The organism is Siminovitchia terrae, from assembly GCF_003605405.2.
Classification (GTDB): domain Bacteria; phylum Bacillota; class Bacilli; order Bacillales; family Bacillaceae_C; genus Siminovitchia; species Siminovitchia terrae.
Genome location: NZ_QYTW02000019.1, coordinates 1 through 26,064, shown reverse-complemented (window position 1 = coordinate 26,064; position 26,064 = coordinate 1). Strand labels below are relative to the sequence as shown.

At 41.8% G+C, this 26,064-nt stretch carries 21 protein-coding genes and 1 pseudogene; 17 read left to right on the top strand and 5 right to left on the bottom strand.

From position 1 onward, the window contains the following. Nucleotides 1-70 precede the first annotated feature (70 nt). The 5 genes from D5F11_RS26670 to D5F11_RS27515 are packed head-to-tail and all read left to right on the top strand — an operon-like array spanning nt 71 to nt 6,798. A complete protein-coding gene (locus tag D5F11_RS26670) occupies nt 71-4,750 on the top strand; it encodes a phage tail protein (protein WP_185830760.1) in 4,680 nt (1,559 codons plus the stop codon). After that, complete coding sequence (locus D5F11_RS16860; RefSeq protein ID WP_120115965.1) at nt 4,750-5,151, top strand: hypothetical protein; 402 nt, start codon at nt 4,750-4,752, stop codon at nt 5,149-5,151. Before D5F11_RS26670 ends, D5F11_RS16860 begins: the two co-directional genes overlap by 1 nt. Next, nucleotides 5,151-5,369, top strand: coding sequence for a hypothetical protein (locus tag D5F11_RS16855; protein ID WP_120115964.1), 219 nt, complete (start codon nt 5,151-5,153; stop codon nt 5,367-5,369). The genes D5F11_RS16860 and D5F11_RS16855 overlap by 1 nt, the downstream gene beginning before the upstream one ends. A 33-nt stretch (nt 5,370-5,402) precedes the next feature. Beyond that, nucleotides 5,403-5,795 (top strand): phage holin family protein, encoded by a 393-nt coding sequence (locus D5F11_RS16850; protein ID WP_120115963.1) that lies wholly within the window; start codon nt 5,403-5,405, stop codon nt 5,793-5,795. A 37-nt stretch (nt 5,796-5,832) separates the two neighbouring features. Then, nucleotides 5,833-6,798 carry a DUF3597 family protein gene (locus D5F11_RS27515; RefSeq protein ID WP_245998244.1) on the top strand — a complete coding sequence of 322 codons (966 nt, stop codon included), beginning with the start codon at nt 5,833-5,835 and terminating at the stop codon, nt 6,796-6,798. A 1,755-nt stretch (nt 6,799-8,553) separates the two neighbouring features. On the opposite strand, the gene D5F11_RS16835 is transcribed toward D5F11_RS27515, so the two are convergent. From D5F11_RS16835 to D5F11_RS27510, 4 genes and pseudogenes are all read right to left on the bottom strand, one after another. Further along, the gene (locus D5F11_RS16835; protein WP_120115961.1) at nt 8,554-8,850 is read right to left on the bottom strand and encodes an ImmA/IrrE family metallo-endopeptidase; all 297 of its coding nucleotides are present in this window, start codon (nt 8,848-8,850) and stop codon (nt 8,554-8,556) included. Nucleotides 8,851-8,924: 74 nt separating this feature from the next. Beyond that, nucleotides 8,925-9,425 (bottom strand): DUF5067 domain-containing protein, encoded by a 501-nt coding sequence (locus tag D5F11_RS16830; RefSeq protein WP_185830759.1) that lies wholly within the window; start codon nt 9,423-9,425, stop codon nt 8,925-8,927. Nucleotides 9,426-9,472: 47 nt separating this feature from the next. Next, the gene (locus D5F11_RS16825) at nt 9,473-9,826 is read right to left on the bottom strand and encodes a helix-turn-helix domain-containing protein (protein WP_120115959.1); all 354 of its coding nucleotides are present in this window, start codon (nt 9,824-9,826) and stop codon (nt 9,473-9,475) included. Nucleotides 9,827-10,278: 452 nt separating this feature from the next. Beyond that, nucleotides 10,279-10,813 (bottom strand): annotated as a pseudogene (locus D5F11_RS27510) (transposase); the annotation flags it as partial. A 503-nt stretch (nt 10,814-11,316) separates the two neighbouring features. Here D5F11_RS27510 and D5F11_RS26665 point away from each other — a divergent pair. After that, on the top strand, nt 11,317-11,463 hold the full coding sequence (locus D5F11_RS26665; RefSeq protein WP_185830758.1) for a hypothetical protein: 147 nt from the start codon (nt 11,317-11,319) through the stop codon (nt 11,461-11,463). A 350-nt stretch (nt 11,464-11,813) separates the two neighbouring features. On the opposite strand, the gene D5F11_RS16820 is transcribed toward D5F11_RS26665, so the two are convergent. Further along, nucleotides 11,814-12,131 (bottom strand): CotD family spore coat protein, encoded by a 318-nt coding sequence (locus tag D5F11_RS16820; protein WP_120115958.1) that lies wholly within the window; start codon nt 12,129-12,131, stop codon nt 11,814-11,816. 509 nt (nt 12,132-12,640) lie between these two features. Here D5F11_RS16820 and rpoN point away from each other — a divergent pair. From rpoN to smpB, 11 genes are all read left to right on the top strand, one after another. Continuing rightward, nucleotides 12,641-13,981: an RNA polymerase factor sigma-54 gene (gene rpoN, locus D5F11_RS16815; protein ID WP_120115957.1), complete on the top strand. Its 1,341-nt coding sequence runs from the start codon at nt 12,641-12,643 to the stop codon at nt 13,979-13,981. Between the two features lie 15 nt (nt 13,982-13,996). Continuing rightward, complete coding sequence (locus D5F11_RS16810; protein ID WP_120115956.1) at nt 13,997-14,257, top strand: glutaredoxin family protein; 261 nt, start codon at nt 13,997-13,999, stop codon at nt 14,255-14,257. A gap of 934 nt (nt 14,258-15,191) precedes the next feature. After that, a complete protein-coding gene (gene gap, locus D5F11_RS16805; RefSeq protein WP_120115954.1) occupies nt 15,192-16,199 on the top strand; it encodes a type I glyceraldehyde-3-phosphate dehydrogenase in 1,008 nt (335 codons plus the stop codon). A gap of 125 nt (nt 16,200-16,324) precedes the next feature. After that, nucleotides 16,325-17,509 carry a phosphoglycerate kinase gene (locus D5F11_RS16800; protein ID WP_120115953.1) on the top strand — a complete coding sequence of 395 codons (1,185 nt, stop codon included), beginning with the start codon at nt 16,325-16,327 and terminating at the stop codon, nt 17,507-17,509. A gap of 36 nt (nt 17,510-17,545) precedes the next feature. Then, nucleotides 17,546-18,307 (top strand): triose-phosphate isomerase, encoded by a 762-nt coding sequence (gene tpiA, locus D5F11_RS16795; protein ID WP_120115952.1) that lies wholly within the window; start codon nt 17,546-17,548, stop codon nt 18,305-18,307. Continuing rightward, nucleotides 18,300-19,832: a 2,3-bisphosphoglycerate-independent phosphoglycerate mutase gene (gene gpmI, locus D5F11_RS16790; protein ID WP_120115951.1), complete on the top strand. Its 1,533-nt coding sequence runs from the start codon at nt 18,300-18,302 to the stop codon at nt 19,830-19,832. The genes tpiA and gpmI overlap by 8 nt, the downstream gene beginning before the upstream one ends. 272 nt (nt 19,833-20,104) lie before the next feature. Further along, nucleotides 20,105-21,394, top strand: coding sequence for a phosphopyruvate hydratase (gene eno / locus D5F11_RS16785; protein ID WP_120115950.1), 1,290 nt, complete (start codon nt 20,105-20,107; stop codon nt 21,392-21,394). A 78-nt stretch (nt 21,395-21,472) separates the two neighbouring features. Further along, nucleotides 21,473-21,706 (top strand): preprotein translocase subunit SecG, encoded by a 234-nt coding sequence (secG, locus tag D5F11_RS16780; protein WP_120115949.1) that lies wholly within the window; start codon nt 21,473-21,475, stop codon nt 21,704-21,706. Between the two features lie 493 nt (nt 21,707-22,199). Continuing rightward, nucleotides 22,200-22,946 (top strand): alpha/beta hydrolase, encoded by a 747-nt coding sequence (locus D5F11_RS16775; protein ID WP_120115948.1) that lies wholly within the window; start codon nt 22,200-22,202, stop codon nt 22,944-22,946. A gap of 17 nt (nt 22,947-22,963) precedes the next feature. Next, nucleotides 22,964-25,300 (top strand): ribonuclease R, encoded by a 2,337-nt coding sequence (gene rnr / locus D5F11_RS16770; protein ID WP_120115947.1) that lies wholly within the window; start codon nt 22,964-22,966, stop codon nt 25,298-25,300. An 84-nt stretch (nt 25,301-25,384) separates the two neighbouring features. Beyond that, a complete protein-coding gene (smpB, locus tag D5F11_RS16765; RefSeq protein ID WP_120115946.1) occupies nt 25,385-25,852 on the top strand; it encodes an SsrA-binding protein SmpB in 468 nt (155 codons plus the stop codon). Nucleotides 25,853-26,064 lie beyond the last annotated feature (212 nt).

Here is a 26,064-nt window from a genome sequence, read left to right as displayed (position 1 = left end):
TCACTGCTCCCTCTACCCATAGTTAGCATTCGATAAGCGGGACATTTAACCTGCATGAAAGGAGGATATCATGTCAGAGCTTTATATATTCAGCCAGGATGGTGTTTTACTTACAACACTAACTGAATCAACAGGGCTAGTTAGCGCGCTGTTCCGGGATGAAATAAACAGTGTTGCTAGTGAGCCTTTTGTATTTACTGTGGATGCTGATGTTCAAAGTGCCAAACATGTAAAAGAAGAAAATCGTCTGGTTTTCAAGGACAAGGATGGCTATTTCCGTGAAATGGTTATCAAAGAGCTTGACGACATCGACAATGATAACGGGCCGCAAACCACGGCAACATGTATTCCTGCATGGCTGGATGAACTAAACGACAACATTGTCATAGAGAAGCAATACACAAACAAAGAAGCACAATTGGCTCTAGATGATGCATTAGAAGGAACACGCTATGAAGGAGAGGTAAAAGTAAGCTTGGGTTTGGCATCTACAAACTTTAATCTCTTATCTAGCGTTGATTGTATATGGAAGATTCTTGAAGTGTGGGGTGGTGAGTTTAGAGACACCATCAAAATTGTTGGGAATAACATAACTGTCCGTAAAATTATCATTGAACAACGTATAGGAGCAGACAAAGGCGCTCGTTTTGAAATCGATCATAACATCGAAGAAATTCAGCGAACTGTCTTGTCTTATCCAAAAACTGCTTTGTACGGCTGGGGTGCAAGTCTCGAAGTTACAGATGGTGAAGAAAATCAAACAGACGGACACACTCGGTATATCGATTTTGGTGATGTAGTTTGGTCAAAAGCAAAGGGCGATCCCACGGACAAGCCAAAAGGACAAAAATGGGTCGGTGATCCGGATGCGTTGCTCAAATATGGCCGCAAGCATAACAGCCAGTTATTGCATCGATATGGCGAGTTTAGTAACCAAGACTATGAAGACCCTGCCGAACTACTACATGCAACTTGGGAAGCTCTCAAACAAGCTAAAAAACCTGAAGTACATTACAAATTGTCTGTAGATTTGCTTGATAAAGATGTAAGTTTGGGCGACACTGCTGTCGCTATCGACCGTCAATTTGCTCGGCCAATCGAAATCCAAACGAGGATCATTGCCACTGAATATGACTTGCTGGATATTGAGGAAACAGCCGTTGTTGAGATGGGCCAGTTTTTATCTGTCTACGATAACGAGCTAGGACGTGAGCTTGACGATCTAAAAGTAACCATCCGAGACAATCGCGGCAAATGGGAATCTGGGTCCCGCCCAATCGACAATAGTCGATTTCCGGACATTAAGCCTCAAACGCCAGTCAACCTTGAGGCAACAGGTGGCATTGAAATCATCCAGCTCTATTGGGACTATGATGAGCACGTCTATATCAACTATTACGAGGTATACGGGTCGTCAGTAAAAGACTTTGTGCCGGACTCACAGCATATGTTATGGAGAGGCAGAGTATCTGGCTTTACTCACGAAGTAGGCACAGATCAGCGTTGGTATTATCGTGTGCGGGCAGTAAACATGCATGGCAGACCGTCTGATTATAGCCAGCAAGCGAGTGCATCTACACGTAGGGTAATATCCGATGACATACTTTTCGGCCCTGAAATTGCCGAAGAGTTAAGGGGGTTATCCGAAACGGCGGAGCTACTAGCGGATGGAACGATTGACTACACCAAGCTTGGCGATGACGTTACGTTGGAAATTGACACGGCTAAAAACAAAGCCGCCGAAGCTGTAGCCAAGGCTGACTTAGCCACAAGTAACGCCAATGAAGCTATTGAACAAGCACAGGGTGCATTTGACGAAGCTATCAACGCCCATAATATTGCAGATGCCGCCAAACAGGCAAGTGATGTTGCTAAACGATTAGCAGGAGAAGCACAAGAACAAGCAGGCACAGCAATTGCGGATGCACAGACGTCAATGAAAAACGCTCAATCTGCAATTAAAAGTGTTAGTGACTTGCAGACGAGTATCGACGTTGAGTTTGAAAATATCAACGGAAAACTATCCAACAAAGTAAGCCAAACTGAGTTTAATGCTCTTAAAGGGACTGTGACCAACCACAGCACGCAAATACAGCAAACGGAAATTGATATAAAGTCAAAAGCTGATAAAAGTTATGTCGATACGGTCAAAGGTACAGTCGACAGTCATTCCACATTGATACAGCAAAATGCTGAGGAAATACAATCCAAGGCCAGCCAACAAAGCGTTAATACGTTGACCGGGCAAGTGGAATCTCACGAATCACGGATTACTCAAAATGCCAAAGAGATAGAGTCAAAAATCAGCACAACGGATGCTAACGCCAAGTTTGCCACACAGTCACAGTTGACGCAGACAGCTGATAGCTTGACGAGTCAGATTTCGGCTGTCCAGGATAATCTTGATAATTTGGAGATTGGTGGAAGGAATTTATTATTAAATAGTGATTTTAATGACGGGTTTACTCGATGGCTTCTTTTTAACAGCACTCCGTCCAATTTAGTAACAGTAGAGAATGGTATTTTAAAAGTTAGAACATCTGGGTCAATGAGCTATTTGGGTCAATCGTTTTCTAGTAGACCCGAAGTAGTTGACGGGAAATACGTTGTACAGCTGTATGCGAAAGGTACAGGAAAGATAAACGCAAGGTGGGGAACTAAACAGGGTACATCCCAAGAGCTTACAGAAGATTTTAATTGGTATACATTTTACATTGAGGGTATTGGAAATAGAAATCTCGTAATAGATGTAGAAAACTACGCAGAAATAGACAAGATTAAGCTTGAAAATGGCAACAAAGCAACCGATTGGACCCCTGCGCCCGAAGATCAGGTATCAACTGTCCAATTTTCCAAACTAGAACAGACCGTTGACAGTATCAGCGGACAGGTCACTAAAAAAGTAGACAAGACAGTCTATGATAGCTTTGTCCAGCAGACGGCTACGAGTCTATCCAGCAAAATATCAACTGTCGATGCCGATAAGAAATATGCTACCCAATCAAGTTTGACTCAAACGGCACAGGGATTGCAAAGTACGGTTACTTCCATTCGGAATGATCTTGATAATCTCGAGATCGGTGGAAGGAATCTACTACTAGATTCAGATAGATCAACAAGTACAAATTTTTCTTTTAGTAACCGTCACCTAGTCACGCCAGACATGCTCAATGAAGCCTCTTTCTCTCTTTCAGTGGATATTGATGTGGTAAATGGGACATACGGACAAAGAGGCAGGATAGGGGTGGAGATGAGTGTCACATACAGCGATGGGACAAAGGGTTATTTTGGAGCTTGGGAAAGCGGGTTTACTGATGCGAATCCTAAGACAATCAAAAAGAGGATAGTAATAACCTACAAACCCCCAGCCAAGAAAGTCAGCGAGATTAACGCAATCGGCATATATGTTCAATGTGGTGGTACAGCTAAGGTCGGAAAGCCCAAACTTGAAAAAGGCAACAAGGCAACTGATTGGTCTCCTGCCCCCGAAGACATGGCAACCCAATCTCAAATAAGCCAACTCTCTGATGCTATCAATCTACGTATCAAAGCTAATGATGTAATCAATCAGATTAATATAAGTACCGAGGGCATATTGATAGCCGGTCAAAAAATCCACATATCGGGTCAAACCAAAATAGACAATGCCGTCATAAAAACGGCTATGATCGCAGATGCCGCAATCAACAGCGCAAAGATTGCCAGCGCTGCTGTAGGCACAGCGGCTATTGCCAACGCCGCAATTACACGGGCAAAGCTCGGCACGGCTGTCGTAGGCACGGCGCAGATTGAGGACGGCTCAATTGTTAATGCCAAGATCGGAAACCTTGCCGTAGACAGCGCAAAATTAGCAAATGCTGCAGTCACAAACGCTAAGATTGCTAGTTTGCTTGCGGACAAAATAACTGGCGGCATTATTAATGCTAATAGCGTCACTGTCCGTGTCACAAACGGCAAACAGGAGTTAAAGCTGGACGATACTGGCCTGCGATCAATCGACAGCAGTGGACATGACCGCATACACATTGGATTGCGTAATCTAGCGGGTAAAGGGCAGTCAGACCCAGCGACTATAAGGTTCTTTTCCGGCAACGGAGCTGTTGCAGCCGGAATCGGAATGAATGTTAATGATACGTTTGTTATAGGCAGCACAGCTAATAGCGTGCATATGGAGACTTACTCAGGTGGCTTGACCACTATGTATTCGCAAGAGTTAAGAATCGTAAACAAGGAAGGGGCAGCTTCAGGGCCACATAGTAAAAGGTACTTTATCTTTAACAGTCTTCAATCAGCAGAAGGTCAATATAATCCATGTTTGTATCCAGATACGTCAGGATGGGGATATATAGGCCGGAGTGCGAACCGAATGTGGCGCATCTATACCAACTATCTACACTATGTGGATTTGGTCAAACTGTCCACACGTGATAGCAAGGCTAATATCCAGGATGCGAACATCAATCAAATGCAGTCCGCTTTTGATGACATGGACTTAGTCACGTTTAATTACAAACACGAGGACGGCAGCCTGCGGGATACACTAAGCATTGGATGGATAGCAGAGGATAGCCCAGACTTAATTACAAACACGAAAAAAAATCAAATCAGCCTTGATAATACGGTTGGTGTCATTGCCGGATCACTCAAGTATCAGACAAACCGCATAGATCAAATGGAAAAAGAAAACGAGGAATTAATCCTCAAAATTGCCAAGTTAGAAGAAAGGATAAACAAATTGGAGGTAGCATAATGAAAATCGAAATCGAAAATATCAACATCGCAAAGGTGATTAACTTTTTGGACGGATTATCTTTAAAAGGATTAAACAGTATCCATAGGACTAACTTTAGCCGGAAGCTTAGCGAAAAATTGAAGGTTGTCGTAGAAAATGAAAAGCAATTAATTGAAGAAGCAAATGGAAGCCCCAAAAAGCAAAAGGAGTGGTTAGAGAAATTTTATAAAGAAAAAATAGTAATTGACGGTGGTGACTCTCAGACTATGTTGCAGTCTGTTAAGTCCGTTATTAAAGAAATCACTGCAGAAGACAGCGAGCATGAATTTAATGGGGATAATGCTTATGCTGTTGCCTGTTTATATGAAGAATTTGGCTTGGGAGAAGAGACTAATAACAAAAAAGGGGAGGAAGCATAATGAAAATAACAATTACGGGGATCAATTTTAATTATGAGAATGGTTTTGATCAGGAGTTTACGAGTGTGGATTTAAACTTTATATCAGTAGGGGTGCAATATTCTTTAAGCGGACCTGTTACGGTATCCAAATCGGACTATCAAGCAGCATCAAACAACAACGATCAATTGAGGTCACTAATTAAACAGACCGTCATCAACGATCTGCAAGCCGAATAGGGCTTTTTATTTTGCAGGAAAAGGAGGGAGGGCATGGAAACTATATTTAAATCAGTTGTCGCTGTCATCGGGGCGATCATTACATTTTTATTAGGTGGATGGTCGCCTTTGTTACAGGTGCTGGTTATTTTTATCGTCATGGATTATGTATTGGGATTTTTGGTCGCCGCAACACTTTGGGAATTAAACAGTTCTTTTGGATTCAAGGGAATTGCTAAAAAGGTAATCATCCTGTCGCTGGTCGCTGTGGCTTATTCAATTGATACAATTATGGGAGATGGCACATTCGTCAGGGATGCGGTCATCTTTTTTTATTTAACAAATGAATTGTTGAGTATTTTGGAGACGGTCAGCAAAACAAATTTGCCAGTACCGGAAGTGTTAAAAAAAGCGGTAGAAAAATTAAGTGATAAGGGAGACGCATAAGTGTTGCTCTTTATTTTGAAAAGGTAGAGGATTACTAATGACTTATAAAATAGAAAAAATAATCATTCCAGGCTTACCAAATATTCCATTGACAGTGAGCCGTTTTGTTGTGGCTCATGAATCAGGTAATGATAAAAATACAGGACCACATTCGCTTGACGCTGAAATCACTTTTATGACAAGAAATTTTCGCAAAGCCTTCACATCCCATTGGGTAGGTGGTGGAGGTCGAATTGTGCAGCTGGCTCCCGTTGGTAAACTCCAATACGGCGCTGGTCCGAAGGCTAATCCATACAGCTATGCCCATGTTGAACTAGCGCGCACAAAGAATCCGGAAACGTTCAAAAAAGATTATGCAGCTTATATTTGGCTCCTGAGGTATCTTGCTGATCAAGCTGGTATCCCGAAAAAGCTGGACGAGGGAACAGCGACAACGAAGGGAATCAAGTCTCACGATTGGATTAGGCGTAACCTTGGCGGCACTACCCATACGGACCCATTTGGTTATTTAAGACAGTTTGGGATTACAGTAGCGCAATTCAAAAAAGATGTGGAAAACGGTATTGGGGCAGCAACAGTGGTAACAAAGCCAGTCGACAAGTCCTCTACATCGAAGCCTGTGCCCAAGCCAAGTCAGCTAGTAACCAAACCAAGCGCTTATACAGGTGATTCCATTGTTGACTACCTAAAGAGCATTGGTGTGGACTCGAGCTTTTCAAACCGGACAAACCTGGCCACGCAGTATGAGATTAAAGGGTACAAAGGCTCCGCGAAACAAAATCTTGAATTGCTCAATAAAATGAGGACTGGTACTATGACGCCTGCAAAACCCACAGCTAAAAAGGGTGATCAAAAGACGACATCAATCGTCGATTACCTCAAATCAATTGGACAGGACTCATCGCCCACTAATCGAAAAAATCTTGCGGAAAAGCATGGTATTCAAAATTATACCGGTACGTTAAGCCAAAATACGCAGTTGCTTAAAAAGTTGAGAGGATAAATAAGATAGAGGCTAACTATATAAAGTTAATACTGTTATTGGTAAATTCCATCATTTTTCTCAGTTGAAAAGTAGGCATGACAAAAAAGCTTGATGATTCAAAAATTCAAATTTGGATCATTGAGCTTCTTTAAAGCTTCATCAGTTTTCCTCATATAAAATATAACTCTCATTAACTTCTTTGCTATGTGGCTAAGCACTACGTTATAATGCTTGCCTTCCGAAAGCTTTTTTTCATAATATGCCTTAAATGTTGGAGAGTAAATCGCAACTAACCTTGATGTATGATACATCGCCCACCGAAGGTAAGGAGAACCGCGTTTTACCATTTGTACCGATATATTCGGTTTGTGACTATATCCGGCAGAGTATCTCGTAAAGCTTTTTGAATCCCGACTTATTATTTACTACAACCAAGTTGTCTTCGTGAATTTCGCCTTTGTCATCAATGATAGCTACTTGATGTTTATGCTTCGCCACATCGACACCCGCATATCATTAATATACTCCTTCTTTATTATTACGCTGTGTTCCCAAGCTACGCAACCATTGCCCTGTATCCTTGTGTGAAATCAAGATTTTTAAAAATAATTTCATGCGGTTTATTCATTTTTATAGGGTTTTGTCCCAGTAACTTGACTTTTTCAATCCACTTCACCGTTTTCTTAAAAAAGTTAACAATTAAAATTTAAAATAACAATCCATGAATTAGAAGAGGCCAAAAGCTAAAACACTTGAACTTGATGCACATAAATCATATAAATAACCATCCAAGAAACGGAGACCCAAAATAGTTTCTTCTATAAATTTTACAAACTTATCCTCCCTCTATAAATATTGATTTATCAACGGTTTGACCCTTTTGTGGGGTGTCACAAAAATTTCGACAAGTTCTTTTACACTACCTCCATATTATGTAAAATTATTTCAATGCATGGGTGCGCTACGCGGCGACTTTTGGACAACACTAGTAAATAGTGATAGAATTAATCCTTCTTTCCATTTCTTCTGTAGCTAATTTAGCTTCTATTTTCGACTGAACGCCACTCACCGAACCTCGCCTGTTTTTTACATGTATAGTAAATCCTGTATTCCCATTTGTTTTCTCGTCTATGGAATGTCGCTATATCTAATTCTTCTTCTATGTATTTTATAACGCTAAACTCATTTGCATTTCCGATGGGAGCATCGAAACTAACTCTCCAATCTCATGAGAAAGCAATAGCACCTTTCTCAAAACCCGCGGATTAACGCCATAAAGTCAGCCAAACTGATCGATGTAGTGATGATCGAATCATCAAACTCATGCCTTTTTATAAATTCGAACGGCTTGTATGCTTCATAATCATGCTCAGGCTTGGCCCAAACAATTTCGCTGTATTCAAATTTTAGGGCGTACCAATAGGGGATAGTTGGTTATCCCAAAAATCACAGTAAAGTCTTTGCTGCGGCATTATGCTTTTGCTCTTTCTTTTTTTTATGGCGTTTTATTGGTCTAACACCTTATTCGTCTCATCGCTATAAGGTGGGGCTTTTGGATAGAGCCTTTCCATAAATTTTTTGTGCATCTCGTCGACTCCCGCCTGCAAAATCTTATTTCTGAGGTGAACTATTCTTTTCCTTGCAAATGTTTTTCGGTGACGCTAAAATCTCGTGCTATAATAGGCACACCATCTTCGATGTTGTAATAGTTAGCAATCTTGTAACCTTCCAATATAAAAGTGGGACGCAGAAATGATACATGAAATTTTCAGTCTAAACCTCTTGATAGAGACGAAATTTGAGTGGCAAGTTATGCTGATTTCCAGCGTATTGCAAAACATGACACAGTTCATGACCGAAATCTTGCCATTGTTCCATAAGACTTAGAATCTCGTTGATAAATATCCAGTGTTCACCAGCACTTTCGGTAGCTTGGCTTGATTCGTCCCAAAAGTGCGGTTTGATATTCAACGAATCTGCTATCATTTGCATGTCAATTTCATTTGGCGTTAATATCCCGATCTTACGGTGAATTTCAGTCACAAAGTCTTCTAAATTACTGTAAACCATGTTTATTGTTCTTCATTTTACAAACGTATGTTCTTTGCTGGTTTTTAAAAATAAGAGCCCAAAAAGGGCTCTTATTATTCTACATCTAGTTCGAATATCGCATTTTTATCAAGAGAGAACATAGGTTGAAAATAGACTTCAATTGGTCCGTCTTCAATTCCGTAATGCTCAACACCTTGAAGTTTTTTTCCAGGTTTCAGGCTCCCCATTGTGTTGTCCAACGCATATAAATCAACTTGGTTACCTGTGCTGTCATAAACTTGGAAATCAGCTCCTACAGGTATTTCTTCATCTCTGTTATTTTCCATTTCGTATTCAATTTTAACTACTTTATTAGGTTCTGATTCTTCAAATTCATTTCTTTCGTCAGTCAAAGAAACTTTAGTTATCGTCACCTTTACATCGCCAACTTCAGCCGTTTCACCGAGTCCATACTTTTTATCTTCTTTCTTTTCCTTCTTCTCAGCGCTTTCTTTTTCTTTTCCACTGCTGCTTGATGAAGTTCCCCCTTCATCACAAGCGGCTAGTCCAACCGCAAGGCCGATGGCCAAAAGAATAAATAAGTATTTCTTCAAAATATTTCTCTCCTTATGTATTATTATTTATGATTAACACCTAAGTGTTACTCATCATTCATCATAATCTCCCACAACTTACGAAGTTTCCTCAAATCTTTTTCAGGAGTTTTAGGTAATTCTCTAAGCCAACGCTTTAATTCAGGATCGATGATGATTTTTTGATAATCCTCTTCATTTCTATCGTCATCGTTGGGATTACCAGAGCGTCCCAACAAATAGTCTGTAGTTACATTAAAAAAATCAGCTAATAAAGAAATGGTTTCAGGATCAGGTTTTCTATCACCTGATTCGTAACGGGAAAGTTGAACATTCGAAATGGCAATAGCATCAGCTACTATTTTTTGAGAGTAATCATTTTTCTCTCTTAATAATTTAATCCTATTCCCCAATCTTCCCAATTCTTTTTCTTCCCCTTTATGTATTTGTTACCATTCTAACATTTACCAAAATGGTAATGAAATATTTTTGCCAAAAAGGTAATAATATTGTTATATTGTTCGTTTTTCTAAAAGCGTAATGTAATATACTAATCAATAGTTACCGAAATGGCAAAATGCGCTGGGGTTATGAGAGTACAAACTGTTATTATTGTCTAGAAGTTGGCCGCGGTAAGTTCTTAGCTGAGACTCCTGTGAGGTTGCTGATCTTTTGGGTGAAAAAATTTGCCAAATCGAAAAAAGTGATAAAGAGGTTAGTTAGACCTGTGGTGGTATGTCATGAGGAGGAGGACTAATTATTTGATTATCAAGGTTCAATTTCTTTTAAAAAAAGGTAATGAAGAACTAGTTGGATTTTTCAGGAAAATTACAATCGTTATTAATGGGTTTTAGAAGCTAGGCATGCTTATCTATTACGCTCCTTTCAGTGTGTAAATTAGGTTTTTGTGTCGTAGAGTATCCACCAAACGCACAAAATTTCTTGTTGTTAAGAAACGAGGGCTCTTTTATATTGATGTTTCGATACTTCCTGATACTTTTTCGCCTAGTAATCACTGTATTCAGGTATCTCAGATCTTACTGAGTTGGTGGCTTCGACTAAGTAAGAACGGAGATACTGATTTCCATTACGCGATAAAGATGTACCATCTGCCATATAGCGACCAAATTTGTGAGTCAACCAATAGAGACCTTATATACTTGGAAATTTTTGTTTTGTCGTCAAAAGGCTCAAATTTGGCCGATTTCAGCAATAATACCAGCAGTAAGCACAGGTCAATACCAGGTACAGTTTGAAGTATCTGTGGCATGTCTTTCATGATGTGCGTAATTGATTTAACACTTTTTTGCTTTTCGAATGTGCGGATCAATGTGATGGAAGATGGAATCTTCAACAACTTTATCTAAACGATCGGAGAAATGAACAGCTCTGAATAACATGCTCTGGATATCTAATCCTCCTTGAGACATAACCACATTAGTTAGAGTTAAAAAATTTCCATTCAATTAGACGGTCAAAAAACGCTGCTACGAAGGAAAGATAGAACACAAATGCAATAGGGTATTAGTTCAATTGAGTTAATCTTTAAAAAAGCAGCCCGAAGTTACTATTGGATAGTTCTAAATCCCATTTGGTAGCTTAGCTCTACCTTCTCTCCCAGAAAAACATCGATAAAGTAAGTTAATAAGGAGATAAAAATTTACACTGCATCTAATTTTCCTCTTTTAGAGGTTGAATATAAAGAGTAATAGCCCTCAAATTGAGCCAGGCCTTTTTCACTTCCTTCTATTATATGTCTCTATCTCAATAAATTTAATCACATAGATTCCAATTTTTACTCCAGAATAGTCTCTAGTTTTGTACAAGATTAAACAGAAACTTTACACTGCCTTTACACACTGTTAACAAGCGAATGCTAAGTTATATGTAACAAGTGAATGGGGGTGGAAAGGTGTTAAAAAAACTCTTTGGTTTTTTCAATGGAAAATTCAAGTCCGATCCTGACTTTTACGAGGGATGTTTCGAGTTCGATGAGGATCAGTTTTATGAATCAACCGAAGAAGAGTTTGACTATGAATATATGTATTATATGCATTAAATCATAACAGAGGGAAAGGTGAAAATATGGTCCTTCGATCCGGGATAATCTTTTTGCTTTTGATGACGCATTTATATATATTATGAAGAGTTATTGGGGACATCTCGATGGAGGTGTTTTTTATTTTGACAAAAAAAGCCCGGTATCTCCCGGGATAAAATAAGAAAACCCTTCGTTAGAAAGGGCTTCTCTTGTATTATAAAAGGGGGTATAAGGTCGATAATCGACCTTATTTCCATTTTAATGCAAAAAAATGTTAAAAACAATGCGCCCTAAGGTCCATTTTCTGGAATTTCAAATGAAAAGTAAATAAGCGTAAAAGCAGCTGGTCCTGCCCTTACGCATCCAATTTACCAGTAATGTTTCGGTTTGCATCCGTATTTCTGCTTAGGCGGGCATACACAATAGTGTTCCTCTGAAACAGAGTTGACCACTGATTTTGTGTGCGGGTAGGAGTGCATGTATTTATAAGTCGTGTGATTTACCTGTGTTGTATGAGAAGGGTGTACCATTGGAATATAGACATCCTGGCCCACATACTCGTTTAGCTGTTTTGTAGGACTGGTCTGAGCAGGCATTGTTTTGTTGGGTAATTGCTGTGCAGGCTTCGCCTGTGGATATCCACATGTGCATTTCTTGTAGCATCCGCAAGGTTTGTAGTTTCTCATGACAAAATCCTCCTTATTAAATAATCAAGATCATATCAGTTTTTAAGGGATGTATATTTGAAGTAACTTATGCTGTGTCTAGCTTCAGCGCCCAGCGATTAGTAAACTTTATACTCTTTTTAGGGGAAACGGATTAAAGTCCTCCGATAGGTCAAGAAAATCCTAATCCTGCTCCATTGCTTATTCGAGAGATTTTCATCAGCTTGTTGCAAAGGGCATGAATTCCTTTGCATCCGCTATTCTGTTTAGTTTGTACTTCGCTAAAATGGGCACTTGTGCTTTCAAGTTCATATAGTAAATAGTATGTAGGACAACCGTCCAGCGAATGGACAACTACCTAGAAAGCGACAAAATAGGCACTTCATTATTCCTCACAAACTGTTTTTTTGGGTGTTTTACTCAGTAAAAGAAGAAAAAGGATGCCTAAGGGGGGATATCTGTCACAAATTCTTAAAAAATATGTACGGTTTTATGGTAATATAGTAGAATAGCAGGAGGGGGAGAGAGCAATGAAACTGGAACCGGCTTTGTTGCAAAAGCAAACATTGAATCTGACGATGACGCAGGAGCTGCAACAGGCGATTACGATATTGCAGTACACCGCCCATGAATTGACAGCTTTTCTTGAAATGAAAGAAATGGATAATCCGCTTATCCAACTTGAGTCACCGATCGTTCGATCTATAGATCCCCGTTACGACAAAGTGAGGAAGAGAAAAGTCACGAATCCTGAAAATGATCAAAAAAAATGGCTTGAGCAAATAGCAGAGCCAACTGAGGGGCTTGCTGATCATTTGTTTTCTCAGCTGTTGATGAAAGCGCTGTCTGATTTTCAAGAAAAACTGGTGGAACAATTTATATATAATTTAGATCCAAATGGATATTTGATGATAACGATTGAAGAAGCTGCTGCTATATGCGGGACTTCGATTGAAGAAGCAGAAGAAATTCTGCAGCTTGTCCAAAGTCTTGAGCCTGCTGGGGTAGCAGCGAGGTCGTTGCAGGAATGTCTTGTATTACAGGTGGAAAGAAGAAGTGATGCACCCGAATTGGCAATCAAGTTATTGACTGAATATTTCAATGAGTTTGCGGAGAAAAAGTGGAAGGTTTTATCTGAAAATCTAGATGTTAGCCTGAAAGAAATTCAGCAGGCGGCTGATTTTATTACGACGCTTGATCCGCGTCCAGGAACTCACTTTGATTATGAAAGGCCTCAATATGTTATTCCGGATCTCATTTTGGAGATCATTGATGGGAAATTGGAGCTGCAATTGTTTGAAAGACATCTGCCGGCCATTCGTTATCAAGCTGATTATTATAACGAGATGGCCAGCATCGCAGATGATAAAGTGAAACAATACCTGAATGATAAGCGCCAGGATTTTCGTTGGATCATGCGCAGCATCGAACAGAGAAAGCAGACGCTGATGAAAGTCGGCATGGCGATTATTGAAGAACAGCAGGACTTTTTCCTAAAAGGTCCCCGTTATCTTAAGCCGTTGACATTGAAAGATGTTGCTGAAAAAATAGAAGTGCATGAATCGACTGTGAGCCGGGCTATCAGGGGAAAATACATTCAAACGCCAAGCGGCATGCATGAACTTAAAAAATTCTTCTCCCAGGCGCTGCAGGTAAATGCGGCAAGCGATGGAGAACAGGCATCAGCGGGGCAGGCGAAAACCTTGATCAAGGGGCTTATCGATAAAGAGGACAAGAGCAAGCCATTGTCCGATCAGGCGATAGCAAACATGCTGAAAGATAAAGGCCTTACTTTGTCGAGGAGGACTGTTGCCAAATACCGGGAACAGTTGCGCATCCCGTCATCAACAAAACGTAAACGGTACGAGTAGGAAATGGAGCGGCATATGGAAGTACTTTATTATACGAGAAACAAATGTGAGCTTTGTAAAGAAGGCAAACTTCTTTTACAGCTACTTCAAGAAGATTATCCTTTTAAGATTATAGAGAAGGATATTGATGCCAGCGACGAGCTGACCGAAAAGTTTGGGCTGATGATTCCAGTTGTGGAAGTATGCGATGAGATCATTCAGTATGGTCGCATCGATTTGCTGGCGTTAGAGGACAAGCTCAAAGATTATATGCATAGAAAAAAATACACCTGCTGACTCGTTCAGTAGGTGTATTTTTTTCTATGCGTAAGAAAGTATAAATTTAGATGAAATATTTTGTTCGAATAAAGATTTAACTTCATTCAGCAGAAATCTCCTACTTCAGTATGTAGTCAGATGAATGCCTATTGGTATTCCATTCTGTGGGGGGGCAAACCCCGGCTGAATAAAGTTAAAGCCTCTGGCGGATGCCACAGATTTTCAGAGGAGATNATTCCATTCTGTGGGGGGGCAAACCCCGGCTGAATAAAGTTAAAGCCTCTGGCGGATGCCACAGATTTTCAGAGGAGATTTTATCGAGCAAAGCTCGATAAAATCTGGGCGCAAATACGCCAAGGCGCATTTGATTAAGTCTAGCTGCGCCGTACAGGAAGTACTAGTGCAGGCGAAGCGACAGGACGTCGCGGCTGAGCCAGCCGGCGTACAGGAAGTACTAGTGCCACCGAAGCCACAGGGTGTGGGGGTCTGAGGTGGCTAGGCGCCATCGGCGCAAGGATCAAGTCACGCGGAAGTTTATACAGGAAGAAAGTGCTCCTGCGGCACAGTATATTCAAGGAAGCATATGTTTCCCTCGTCGCAAAGCTGCATGAAGCATACTCAAGTAAGCTTTTCATGATGTAATTGAAATGAGCAGCTTTGCTGTGGTGGCTGAGGAGCTCCCTCATCAAAATTTGACTTGTGCTTGTTGCGTAAGGCTGAGCGCCTTACCCTTTTCTTAATGGAACCTTAATGAAATGTCTGGACCCAGCATACTCATGGAGAAGATAGGAATAAGATAAGACAAGGTCATTCGGATATTATTTTGCCAGTCGTGGAAAATAAGCATGAAGCACCTGTGATTGAAAAGAAATTTTAGGTTGAACAATCATCTCAGAAATAACAAGACGCTGCATTGGGGCATAGATGATTTTTTAAAGGGGGAATAAAAAGCATGTCTGTCAAAATTGGAATCAATGGATTTGGAAGAATTGGAAGGAATGTTTTTCGTGCTGCAATAAAGCAGCACGAAGTGGAAATCGTAGCAGTGAATGATTTGACGGACGCCAAGATGCTCGCACACCTTCTCGCATATGATTCTGTGCATGGAACCCTTGGAGAAGAAGTTGCTGCAGAGGAAGACAAAATCATAGTTGGTGAACGGGAGTTGAAGGTATTTGCCGAAAGGGAGCCGTCCCTAATTCCCTGGGGAGATCTTGGAGTCGATATCGTGATCGAATCTACCGGACGTTTTACCCAAAGAAATAAGGCAGCCAAGCATTTGGAGGCAGGGTCAAAGAAAGTGATCATATCGGCTCCGGCAACGGATGAGGACATTACTATCGTAATGGGTGTGAATGAGAAAAACTACAATCCGGAAAAAGATCACATTATTTCAAATGCCTCCTGCACAACGAATTGTCTTGCTCCGTTTGCCAAAGTATTGGACGAGAATTTTGGCATCCGGCGCGGTATGATGACAACTGTCCATTCCTATACAAATGACCAGCAAATCCTTGATTTGCCTCACAAAGATTACCGCAGGGCACGAGCGGCGGCTGAATCAATTATTCCGACAACAACGGGTGCAGCTAAAGCCGTTTCTCTGGTGCTTCCACAATTAAAGGGCAAATTGAACGGAATGGCGATGCGTGTTCCAACACCGAATGTTTCAGTTGTTGACCTAGTTGTCGAACTAGAAAAATCTGTAACAAGTGATGAGGTGAATCGAGCCCTAAAATCAGCATCAGAAGGAAATATGAAGGGGATATTGGGGTACTGTGACAAGCCGCTCGTTTCCCGTGACTATAACGGGGACCCGCATTCTTCCGTAATTGACGCGCTTTCTACAATGGTGTTGGAAGATAATTTGGTCAAAGTTCTGTCTTGGTATGATAATGAGACAGGGTATTCGAATCGACTTATCGATTTGGCTATTTACATCAAAAAAAGAGGAATGTAGTCAAAAATTCAGATTTGGTATTGGATATTCGCCTCTTGGCATCTATAATATAAAGGGGTGTAGAAAAGGGAGCGGGAAAAGAAACCCACTCTCTTATTTTCTGCGTTTAGGAGGAGGCTTACCCAGTGAAGAAAAAATCAATCAGGGATCTGGATGTACAAGGGAAGAAAGTTTTTTGCCGAGTGGATTTCAATGTTCCGATGAATGACGGAATCATTGCTGATGATACAAGAATTAAGGCGGCACTGCCGACCATCCGCCATTTGGCTGACAATGGGGCAATTATTATTTTAGCCAGCCATATGGGAAGACCAAAAGGTAAAGTAGTGGAAGAGCTTAGATTAGCTCCTGTTGCTAAGAAGTTAGAAGAACTGTTGGGCAGAGATGTACGTTACTCCGAAGAAGTCATTGGGGAAGACGTGAAAGAAAAAATCTCCGATCTGAAGGAAGGCGACATTCTGCTTCTGGAAAATGTACGGTTCCATCCTGGTGAGGAAAAGAACGATGAAGAGTTGGCCAAAGCATTTGCAGAGCTTGCTGATCTTTATGTGAATGATGCTTTCGGTACTGCGCATCGCGCGCATGTCTCAACAGAAGGTGTGGCAAAGCATTTGCCGTCTGCTGCCGGGTTTTTGATTGAAAAAGAGCTTGAGGTGCTAGGAAATGCACTCTCCAACCCAGCAAGGCCTTTTACGGCAATTATTGGGGGCGCCAAAGTAAAAGATAAGATTGGCGTTATTGATAATTTACTTGATAAGGTGGATAATTTGATTATCGGCGGCGGGCTCGCATTTACATTTGTCAAAGCTCAGGGCTATGAAATCGGTGATTCCTTATTGGAAGAAGATAAAATTGAGCTTGCAAAAAGCTTTATGGAAAAAGCGGAGAGTAAAGGTGTAAAATTTCTTCTGCCGATTGATGCAGTCGTAGCAGATGCTTTTTCTGAGAATGCGAATTATAAGGTTGTGGACATAGACAGCATCCCGGATGGCTGGCTTGCACTAGATATTGGACCGAAAACGGCAGAATTGTACAGCCGTGTAATTCAAGAGTCCAAACTCGTCATCTGGAACGGACCAATGGGCGTATTTGAAATGGCCCCATTTGCCCAAGGAACGAAAGCTGTAGCGGAAGCGTTGGCTGAAGCTGACAATACATATTCTATCATCGGCGGCGGAGATTCTGCCAGAGCGGTGGAGCATTTTTCACTCTCTGAACAAATGGACCATATTTCCACAGGCGGCGGAGCTTCCTTGGAATTTATGGAGGGTAAAGACCTGCCGGGAATTGCGGCGCTCGATGAAGAATAAAACATTTACCTGTACAGATTGAAAGGATGAAACTACTTGCGAAAACCGATCATTGCAGGCAATTGGAAAATGCATAAAACAATGGAAGAAGCGGTGGATTTTACCGAAAAGGTAAAAGAACTCGTTCCATCGAATGCCCAGGTTGATACGGTCATTTGCGCCCCTTTTCTGTTTCTTGACCGTCTCGTGAAGGAAGTTGACGAATACAATGTGAAAGTTGGCGCACAGACGATGCATTTTGAAGAACAAGGCGCCTATACCGGTGAAGTTAGTCCGGTCGCATTAAAAGGGATCGGTGTTTCTTATGTGATTTTGGGCCATTCCGAGCGGCGTGAATTATATAATGAGACGGATGAATCCGTGAATAAAAAAGTGCTTTCTGCTTTTCAATATGGCTTGACTCCGATTGTTTGCGTTGGAGAATCCCTTGAGCAATGGGAAAAAGGAGAAACGCGTGAGCATGTCGGAAGCCAGGTTACAAAGGCGCTTCAAGGACTTACAGAGGAGCAAGTGAAGCACCTTGTTATCGCTTATGAACCTATCTGGGCGATTGGAACAGGCAAATCATCGACAGCTGAAGGAGCGGATGAGGTGTGTGGTCATATTCGTCAAGTGATAGAGAACAATTTTTCAAAAGAGGTTGCTGATTCCGTCCGCATTCAATATGGTGGTAGTGTGAAACCAGATAATATCCGCGATTTTATGAGCCATTCAAATATTGACGGAGCGCTTGTCGGAGGGGCAAGTCTGGATCCGAATTCGTTCCTGTCATTACTGGAGGCGTCCATCAATGAGTAAATCACCAACAGCTTTGATTATCTTGGATGGCTTCGGCCTTCGTGAAGAAACAAAGGGAAACGCTGTGGCTCAGGCAAAAAAGCCTAATTTTGACCGTTACTGGAACAAATACCCGCATACACAGCTTACAGCATGTGGCGAAGCGGTCGGTCTTCCGGAAGGACAGATGGGAAATTCCGAAGTCGGGCATTTGAACATCGGTGCGGGAAGGATTGTTTACCAAAGTCTGACAAGGGTGAATCTAGCAATCCGAGATGGTGAGTTTGAAAAGAACGAAACATTTTTAGATGCTGTGAAAAATGTAAAAGAAAACGGGAAAAAGCTTCATTTGATGGGACTGCTTTCTGATGGCGGTGTGCATAGCCATATTGACCATATGTATGCCCTTCTGAAGCTTGCTGCTGATCAGGATGTGAAAGAAGTATACGTTCATGCCATCTTGGACGGCCGCGATGTTGGACCGAAAACAGCTGAGAAATATATTAGAGCGGCTCAGAAAAAAATGGATGAATTCGGAGTCGGCAAATTTGCCACTGTATCCGGAAGATTCTATTCCATGGACCGAGATAAACGCTGGGACCGTGTGGAGAAAGCGTATCGGGCAATGGCGTTTGGGGAAGGTCCGGAGTATTCTGATCCGCTGAAAATGATCGAAGACTCGTATGCTCATGAAATTTATGATGAATTCATGATTCCTTCGATCATCACTGACGAAAATGGAAAAGCGAATGCTACAATCGAAAGTGGAGACTCCGTAATCTTTTATAATTTCCGTCCGGACCGTGCCATTCAGATTTCCAACGTGTTTACAAATGAGGAATTTCACGGATTCGATCGCGGAGAAGAGAGACCGAAGGATTTACACTTTGTTTGCATGACGCATTTTTCTGAAACGGTAAAAGGATATGTCGCATTTAAAACCGTTAACCTGGATAAGACGATTGGCGAAGTAATTTCCAACGCTGATTTGAATCAGCTCCGGATTGCCGAAACAGAGAAATATCCTCATGTCACTTTTTTTATGAGCGGCGGAAAAGAGGATGAATTCCCAGGGGAAAAGCGGATTTTAATTGATTCTCCAAAAGTAGCGACATATGATTTGAAGCCTGAAATGAGTGCGTATGAAGTGACAAACGCTCTATGCGCTGAAATTGAGGATGACCGCTTTGATGCAATCATCTTGAACTTTGCCAATCCCGATATGGTTGGACATTCCGGTATGCTTCAGCCGACAATTGATGCTATTGAAGCAGTGGATGAGTGCCTTGGACGGATAGTGGACTTAATTTTGCAGAAGGGCGGTACAGCCATTATAACAGCAGATCATGGAAACTCGGATGAGGTGGTCACGCTTGAAGGTTCGCCGATGACCGCTCATACGACAAATCCTGTTCCGGTGATCGTGACAAAGCAAGGAATTCATTTGCGTGACGGTGGCATCCTTGCGGACCTTGCTCCAACGATGCTTGATTTGCTTAATGTCAAAAAGCCGGATGAAATGACAGGCACTAGCTTGATTGATTAAAAAGGCAGAGAGCGCTCGTGTATCGGTGACAAGCACACGAGCGCTGACAGAAACGTATGTTGCCTTTAAAAAGAATTTGGCTTAATCCTTGCGCCCCATGGAGCTCGGCTATAGTAAAACGCCACGTCCTGTACGTCGGCAGGCTCAGGCGCGACATCCTGTCGCATCGCATGCACTAGTACGTCCTGTACGTCGGCAGGCTCAGGGCGCGACATCTTGTCCATCTAAAGTTAAATATAGCAAAAATAATTTAAAAACAAGGAGAGATTTAGATGCCATTCATAGCTAATGTATATGCAAGAGAAGTGCTGGATTCCCGCGGAAATCCGACAGTGGAAGTGGAAGTTATCACTGAATCAGGAGGATTTGGTCGGGCCCTTGTACCAAGCGGTGCATCCACTGGTGAATATGAAGCAGTGGAACTGCGTGATGGGGATTCAGGCCGTTACCTTGGAAAAGGTGTAGAAAAAGCTGTTGAGCACGTAAACGAAGTGATTGCAGAAGAAATCATCGGTATGGACGTCACTGACCAAGTTGGGATTGACAAAGCAATGATTGAGCTTGACGGCACTAACAATAAAGGAAAGCTTGGCGCAAATGCCATTCTTGGTATTTCCATGGCTACTGCTCGTGCGGCGGCTGATTTGCTTGGCCTTGAGCTTTATCAATATTTGGGTGGATTCAATTCAAAGCAGCTTCCTGTTCCGATGATGAACATTTTAAATGGTGGAGAGCATGCTGATAATAACGTAGATATCCAAGAATTCATGGTCATGCCTGTCGGAGCACCAAGCTTTAAAGAAGCGCTTCGCATTGGCGCAGAAATTTTCCACAGCTTGAAAGCAGTATTGAAGGAAAAAGGCTTGAATACGGCTGTTGGTGATGAGGGCGGCTTTGCACCTAACTTAAAATCCAACGAAGAAGCATTGGAAACTTTGATGGCAGCGATTGAAAAGGCAGGCTATAAACCTGGAGAAGAAATCAAACTTGCAATGGATGTCGCTTCTTCCGAGCTTTATAAGAAAGAAGATGGAAAGTACCACTTAAGTGGTGAAGGTGTCGTTAGAACTTCTGAAGAAATGGTTGACTGGTACGAAGAGCTTGTTAATAAATATCCAATTATCTCCATTGAAGACGGATTGGATGAGAATGACTGGGAAGGACACAAATTGCTGACTGAGCGGATCGGTTCCAAAGTACAGCTTGTTGGTGACGACCTTTTTGTAACAAACACTGAAAAGCTTGCCCAAGGAATCGAGCAGGGAGTCGGCAACTCTATTTTGATCAAGGTAAACCAAATCGGTACTTTGACAGAAACCTTTGATGCCATTGAAATGGCTAAGCGTGCAGGCTATACTGCGGTTATCTCTCACCGTTCCGGTGAAACGGAAGACAGCACAATTGCTGATATCGCAGTAGCAACGAATGCTGGGCAGATCAAAACAGGAGCTCCTTCCAGAACGGACCGCGTAGCTAAGTACAACCAGCTTCTTCGCATTGAAGATACACTGGGAGACACAGCCATCTACCCTGGAGTAAATGCTTTTTATAATGTGAAATAATTATCCAGCCCCTCTTGTCCAGGGGGGCTGTTTATGCTACATTTAAATTATTGTTAGGGCATGGAGGTGTGTTACTCAGTGCATACGTTAGCTATCACGCTGTTGATTATTGTTTCGATCGCTTTAATTATTATCGTTTTATTGCAATCTGGAAAAAGTGCTGGTCTTTCAGGGGCAATTTCCGGTGGGGCGGAGCAGCTTTTCGGAAAGCAGAAAGCCCGCGGAATGGACCTTGTCCTGAACCGAATCACCATTATTTTATCCGTACTGTTTTTTATTCTTACTTTGGCTGTGGCCTATTTTGAAGTTTAATATGGATGTAGAACCTGGTTCATGAGGGCCGGGTTTTTTATTTTTGATTAGGAAATTATAAAATGCCTAAGGAGTGAATAACTTATTTATCGCTAAATGTTACGTCCAGCTCTAGCGCCTATCGACTATCAGACTTCTCTCCTCCTCCTACGATAAGTCAACATCGGCTCCGACGGACAGGACGTCCTAGTGCAAGCGAAGCGACAAGATGTCGCGATTTGAGCCTGCCTTCGTCGCCGTGTTTCCTTTATCTCGTCGGAGGAACTCCAGTCTGTAAGTCGATAAACAGGCTCTTACGCTTTTGTTCTTTGGGAAAGCTAATATAACAGAAAATGAAAATAACCACACAGCTTCAGCATCTTCTGCAACGAATGTAAATGAACAGTTTTTTATTCTTTGTTTGCTCAGTGTTTATCATTGGATTGTAAGGTATAGTTTGCTTAGAATAGGGTAAGCAGATTATAGAGGCATGGATAAAAAGGAGATCGATGGGATGAGAATCAAAGCTCCTGAACCTTTCATTTTTAAATCAGGAAAAAGAGCTGTGCTATTGCTTCACGGTTTTACAGGAAATACAGCCGATGTCAGGATGTTGGGGAGGTTCTTGGAAAAGAATGGGTATACATGCCATGCTCCCCAATATAAAGGACATGGGGTTCCACCCGAGGAGCTTGTCCATACCGGGCCGAGCGACTGGTGGAAAGATGTCATGGATGGATATGAATTTCTAAAAAATCAGGGATATGAGGAAATCGCTGTTGCAGGATTATCTCTTGGCGGAGTATTTTCCCTTAAATTAGGCTACACTGTACCTGTAAAAGGAATTGTTCCGATGTGTGCACCGATGTACATAAAAAGCGAAGAAGTCATGTACCGGGGAATACTTAAATATGCAAGGGAATTTAAGCAGTTCGAAGGAAAGTCCGAAGAGCAGATAGATATGGAAATGCATGAATTTGAAAAAACGCCGATGAACACGTTGAAAGCATTACAGCGGCTGATAGCAGATGTTCGCGATCAAGTGGATATGATTTATACGCCACTTTTTGTTGTACAGGCAAGACATGACCATATGATTAATCCGGACAGTGCTAATATTATTTATAATCAGGCCGAATCAATTGAAAAGGATCTGAAGTGGTACGAGCATTCCGGCCATGTCATCACATTGGGAGAGGAAAAGGAACAGCTCCATGAAGATATCCTGCACTTTTTGGAAGGACTTGATTGGACAGTATAGAAGAGAGGAGGAGTAAAATGGACGAAAACATAAAGCATTACACTGATCAAATTTTAACTTATATGAAAGATGAAGTGTATAAGCCGCTGACCGTTAAAGAACTGGAAGAAGAGTTTAAAATTGAGGGATCAGAAAACTTCAAGGACTTTGTAAAAGCGCTTGTGGTAATGGAAGAAAAAGGGCTGATTGTCCGAACCAGGAGCAATCGGTATGGCCTACCGGAAAAAATGAACCTCGTTCGGGGATCCTTGTCCGGGAATGCGAAAGGCTTTGCTTTCCTTTTGCCGGATGAGCCAGGGATGGATGATATTTTTATCCCGCCGCATGAAATCAACGGAGCCATGAATGGAGACAAGGTTCTCGTAAGGGTTTCTCCATTAACTGGGGGAGCAAGGCGAGAAGGAGCGGTTGTCAGGATTCTGGAGCGCGGCACTGTGCAAGTCGTTGGTACCTATAGTGAAAGTAAATATTTTGGGTTCGTCATTCCAGATGATAAAAAAATCGCGGATGATATTTTTATCCCGAAAAATGCCAGCATGGGGGCGGTTGATGGACATAAAGTGATCGCTAAGATTACCACATATCCTGAGAACCGGAAAAATGCGGAGGGCGAAATCGTCCAAATACTGGGGCATAAAAATGATCCGGGTGTGGATATTTTATCTATTATCTACAAGCATGATTTGCCGCTTGCTTTTCCTGATGAAGTGATGGAGCAGGCCAATAATGTGCCGGAAACAATCGATGAAAATGATATTGGGAACCGCCGCGATCTGCGTGGTGAAACGATTGTGACAATTGATGGTGCGGATGCAAAGGATCTAGATGATGCGGTAACGATATCAAAATTGGATAACGGCAATTACAAGCTCGGAGTCCATATTGCCGATGTGAGTCATTATGTAACAGAAGGATCGCCAATTGACCGCGAAGCGTTTGATCGGGGGACAAGCGTCTATTTGGTGGATCGCGTTATTCCCATGATCCCTCATAGACTCTCGAACGGAATTTGTTCCCTTAACCCTAAGGTGGACCGTTTTACATTATCATGTGAAATGGAATTGAATGCACGGGGAGAAGTCGTCAGTCATGAAATTTTTCCGTCCGTTATCAAGACGACTGAACGGATGACCTACTCTGACGTAAATAAAATTCTGATTGATAAAGATCCGGTTCTACGAAAAAAATATGAATCGCTTGTCCCGATGTTTGAACTGATGGAGAAGCTTCAGGGGATTCTTCAAAATAAGCGGATGAAGCGCGGGGCCATCGACTTTGATTTCAAAGAAGCGAAAGTAATCGTAGAAGAAGACGGCAAACCAGTAGATGTTATTATACGAGAAAGATCGATTGGTGAGCGGATCATTGAGGAATTCATGTTGGCTGCGAATGAAACCGTAGCTGAACATTTCCATTGGATGGAAGTGCCGTTTTTATACCGTATTCATGAAGACCCTAAAGAGGAGAAGCTCCAACGGTTTTTCGAATTTATCACGAATTTCAATCTCATTGTAAGAGGGACAGCCAATACAGTTCACCCACGGGCGCTTCAGGAAATTTTGGAATCTGTTCATGGCAAGCCGGAAGAGCTGGTCGTTTCTACGGTCATGCTTCGTTCAATGCAACAGGCAAAATATTTTCCGGAGAGCATCGGGCATTTCGGTTTATCAACAAAATATTATACACATTTCACTTCCCCGATCAGGCGTTATCCGGACCTCATTGTCCATAGATTGATCAGAGAATATTTGTTTGAAGGGAAAGTGGATTCACAGACCCGTGAAAAATGGAATGCAAAGCTTGATGAGATTGCTCAGCATACATCCCAAAGGGAGCGCCGTGCCGTGGATGCTGAAAGGGATACAGATGAACTGAAAAAGGCAGAGTATATGGAGGACAAGATTGGAGAGGAATTCGACGGAATCATCAGTTCTGCGACCAACTTCGGTCTCTTTGTTGAACTTCCGAATACGATTGAGGGCCTTGTCCATGTCAGCTATATGACGGATGATTACTATCATTATGATGAACGCCAATTTGCCCTGATTGGTGAGCGGACCGGGAATGTGTATCGAATCGGTGATGAAGTCACAGTCCGCGTAATCAATGTCAACAAAGACGAGCACTCCATTGACTTCGAGATTGCCGGCATGAAGGGGAGAAAAAGCCGTGCAGATGATAACAATCAAAAGAAAATCGTTAAATTGAAGGACAGTGGGGAGCAAAGGAAAAAAGGCCCTCAGGGAAACAGCGATGATGAGGAATGGACAACAAGAAAGCCGCGAAAGAAAAAGAAAAAGTACGATAATAAACCCGCCAATGTAAGAAACGGAAAGCGCGGAAAAAGACGATAAGGTTAGAAGATAACGCTTCTAACCTTTTTTTCTTTCACATGTTATAATGATTAATCATGAAGAGTGACAAGGGGGGAAGTACAAATGGGGAAGCAAGAAGGGAAGCTGGTCGCGCAAAACAGAAAGGCGAACCATGATTATTTTATTGAGGATACGTATGAAGCCGGAATTGTTTTACAGGGAACGGAAATCAAATCGATTCGTGCGGGAAGAGTCAATTTGAAGGATTCGTTTGCGCGTATCCAAAACGGTGAAGTTTTTATCCACAATATGCACATCAGTCCGTATGAACACGGTAATCGATATAATCATGATCCAATCCGGACAAGAAAATTGCTGTTGCACCGCAAGCAGATTAATAAGCTAATTGGTGAAACGAAAGAAGCGGGGTATACGCTTGTACCGCTAAAGCTGTATTTGAAAAACGGGTTTGCCAAAATGCTGATTGGTCTCGGAAAAGGGAAAAAGCAATACGATAAACGCGAAGATTTAAAAAGGAAAGAAGCAAAACGTGATATCGAAAGAGCGTTTCGTGATCGCCAAAAAATGTAACCCACCTGAATCAAATATCCAGACACCCCTGATGAAAAAACATTCTCAACAATATTTGGGAATGTTTTTTTATTTAAAGTTTTAACTTCATTCAGCATTCATCTCCGACTTCTATAAGTGGTGAGATGAATGGCTATTGGTATACCATTCAGTGGGGGTTCAAACCCCGGCTGAATAAAGTCAAAGCCTCCGGCGGATGCCACAGATTTTCA

Bases quoted from the DNA above. Each gene is read 5' to 3' on its own strand.
- eno (WP_120115950.1), top strand. From the start codon at position 20,105: ATGCCATTCATAGCTAATGTATATGCAAGAGAAGTGCTGGATTCCCGC.
- D5F11_RS16820 (WP_120115958.1), bottom strand. From the start codon at position 12,131: ATGAGAAACTACAAACCTTGCGGATGCTACAAGAAATGCACATGTGGA.
- gap (WP_120115954.1), top strand. From the start codon at position 15,192: ATGTCTGTCAAAATTGGAATCAATGGATTTGGAAGAATTGGAAGGAAT.
- rnr (WP_120115947.1), top strand. From the start codon at position 22,964: ATGGACGAAAACATAAAGCATTACACTGATCAAATTTTAACTTATATG.
- rpoN (WP_120115957.1), top strand. From the start codon at position 12,641: ATGAAACTGGAACCGGCTTTGTTGCAAAAGCAAACATTGAATCTGACG.
- gpmI (WP_120115951.1), top strand. From the start codon at position 18,300: ATGAGTAAATCACCAACAGCTTTGATTATCTTGGATGGCTTCGGCCTT.
- D5F11_RS16860 (WP_120115965.1), top strand. From the start codon at position 4,750: ATGAAAATCGAAATCGAAAATATCAACATCGCAAAGGTGATTAACTTT.
- D5F11_RS16855 (WP_120115964.1), top strand. From the start codon at position 5,151: ATGAAAATAACAATTACGGGGATCAATTTTAATTATGAGAATGGTTTT.
- D5F11_RS26670 (WP_185830760.1), top strand. From the start codon at position 71: ATGTCAGAGCTTTATATATTCAGCCAGGATGGTGTTTTACTTACAACA.
- smpB (WP_120115946.1), top strand. From the start codon at position 25,385: ATGGGGAAGCAAGAAGGGAAGCTGGTCGCGCAAAACAGAAAGGCGAAC.
- D5F11_RS27515 (WP_245998244.1), top strand. From the start codon at position 5,833: ATGACTTATAAAATAGAAAAAATAATCATTCCAGGCTTACCAAATATT.
- D5F11_RS16775 (WP_120115948.1), top strand. From the start codon at position 22,200: ATGAGAATCAAAGCTCCTGAACCTTTCATTTTTAAATCAGGAAAAAGA.
- D5F11_RS16835 (WP_120115961.1), bottom strand. From the start codon at position 8,850: ATGGTTTACAGTAATTTAGAAGACTTTGTGACTGAAATTCACCGTAAG.
- D5F11_RS16810 (WP_120115956.1), top strand. From the start codon at position 13,997: ATGGAAGTACTTTATTATACGAGAAACAAATGTGAGCTTTGTAAAGAA.
- D5F11_RS16850 (WP_120115963.1), top strand. From the start codon at position 5,403: ATGGAAACTATATTTAAATCAGTTGTCGCTGTCATCGGGGCGATCATT.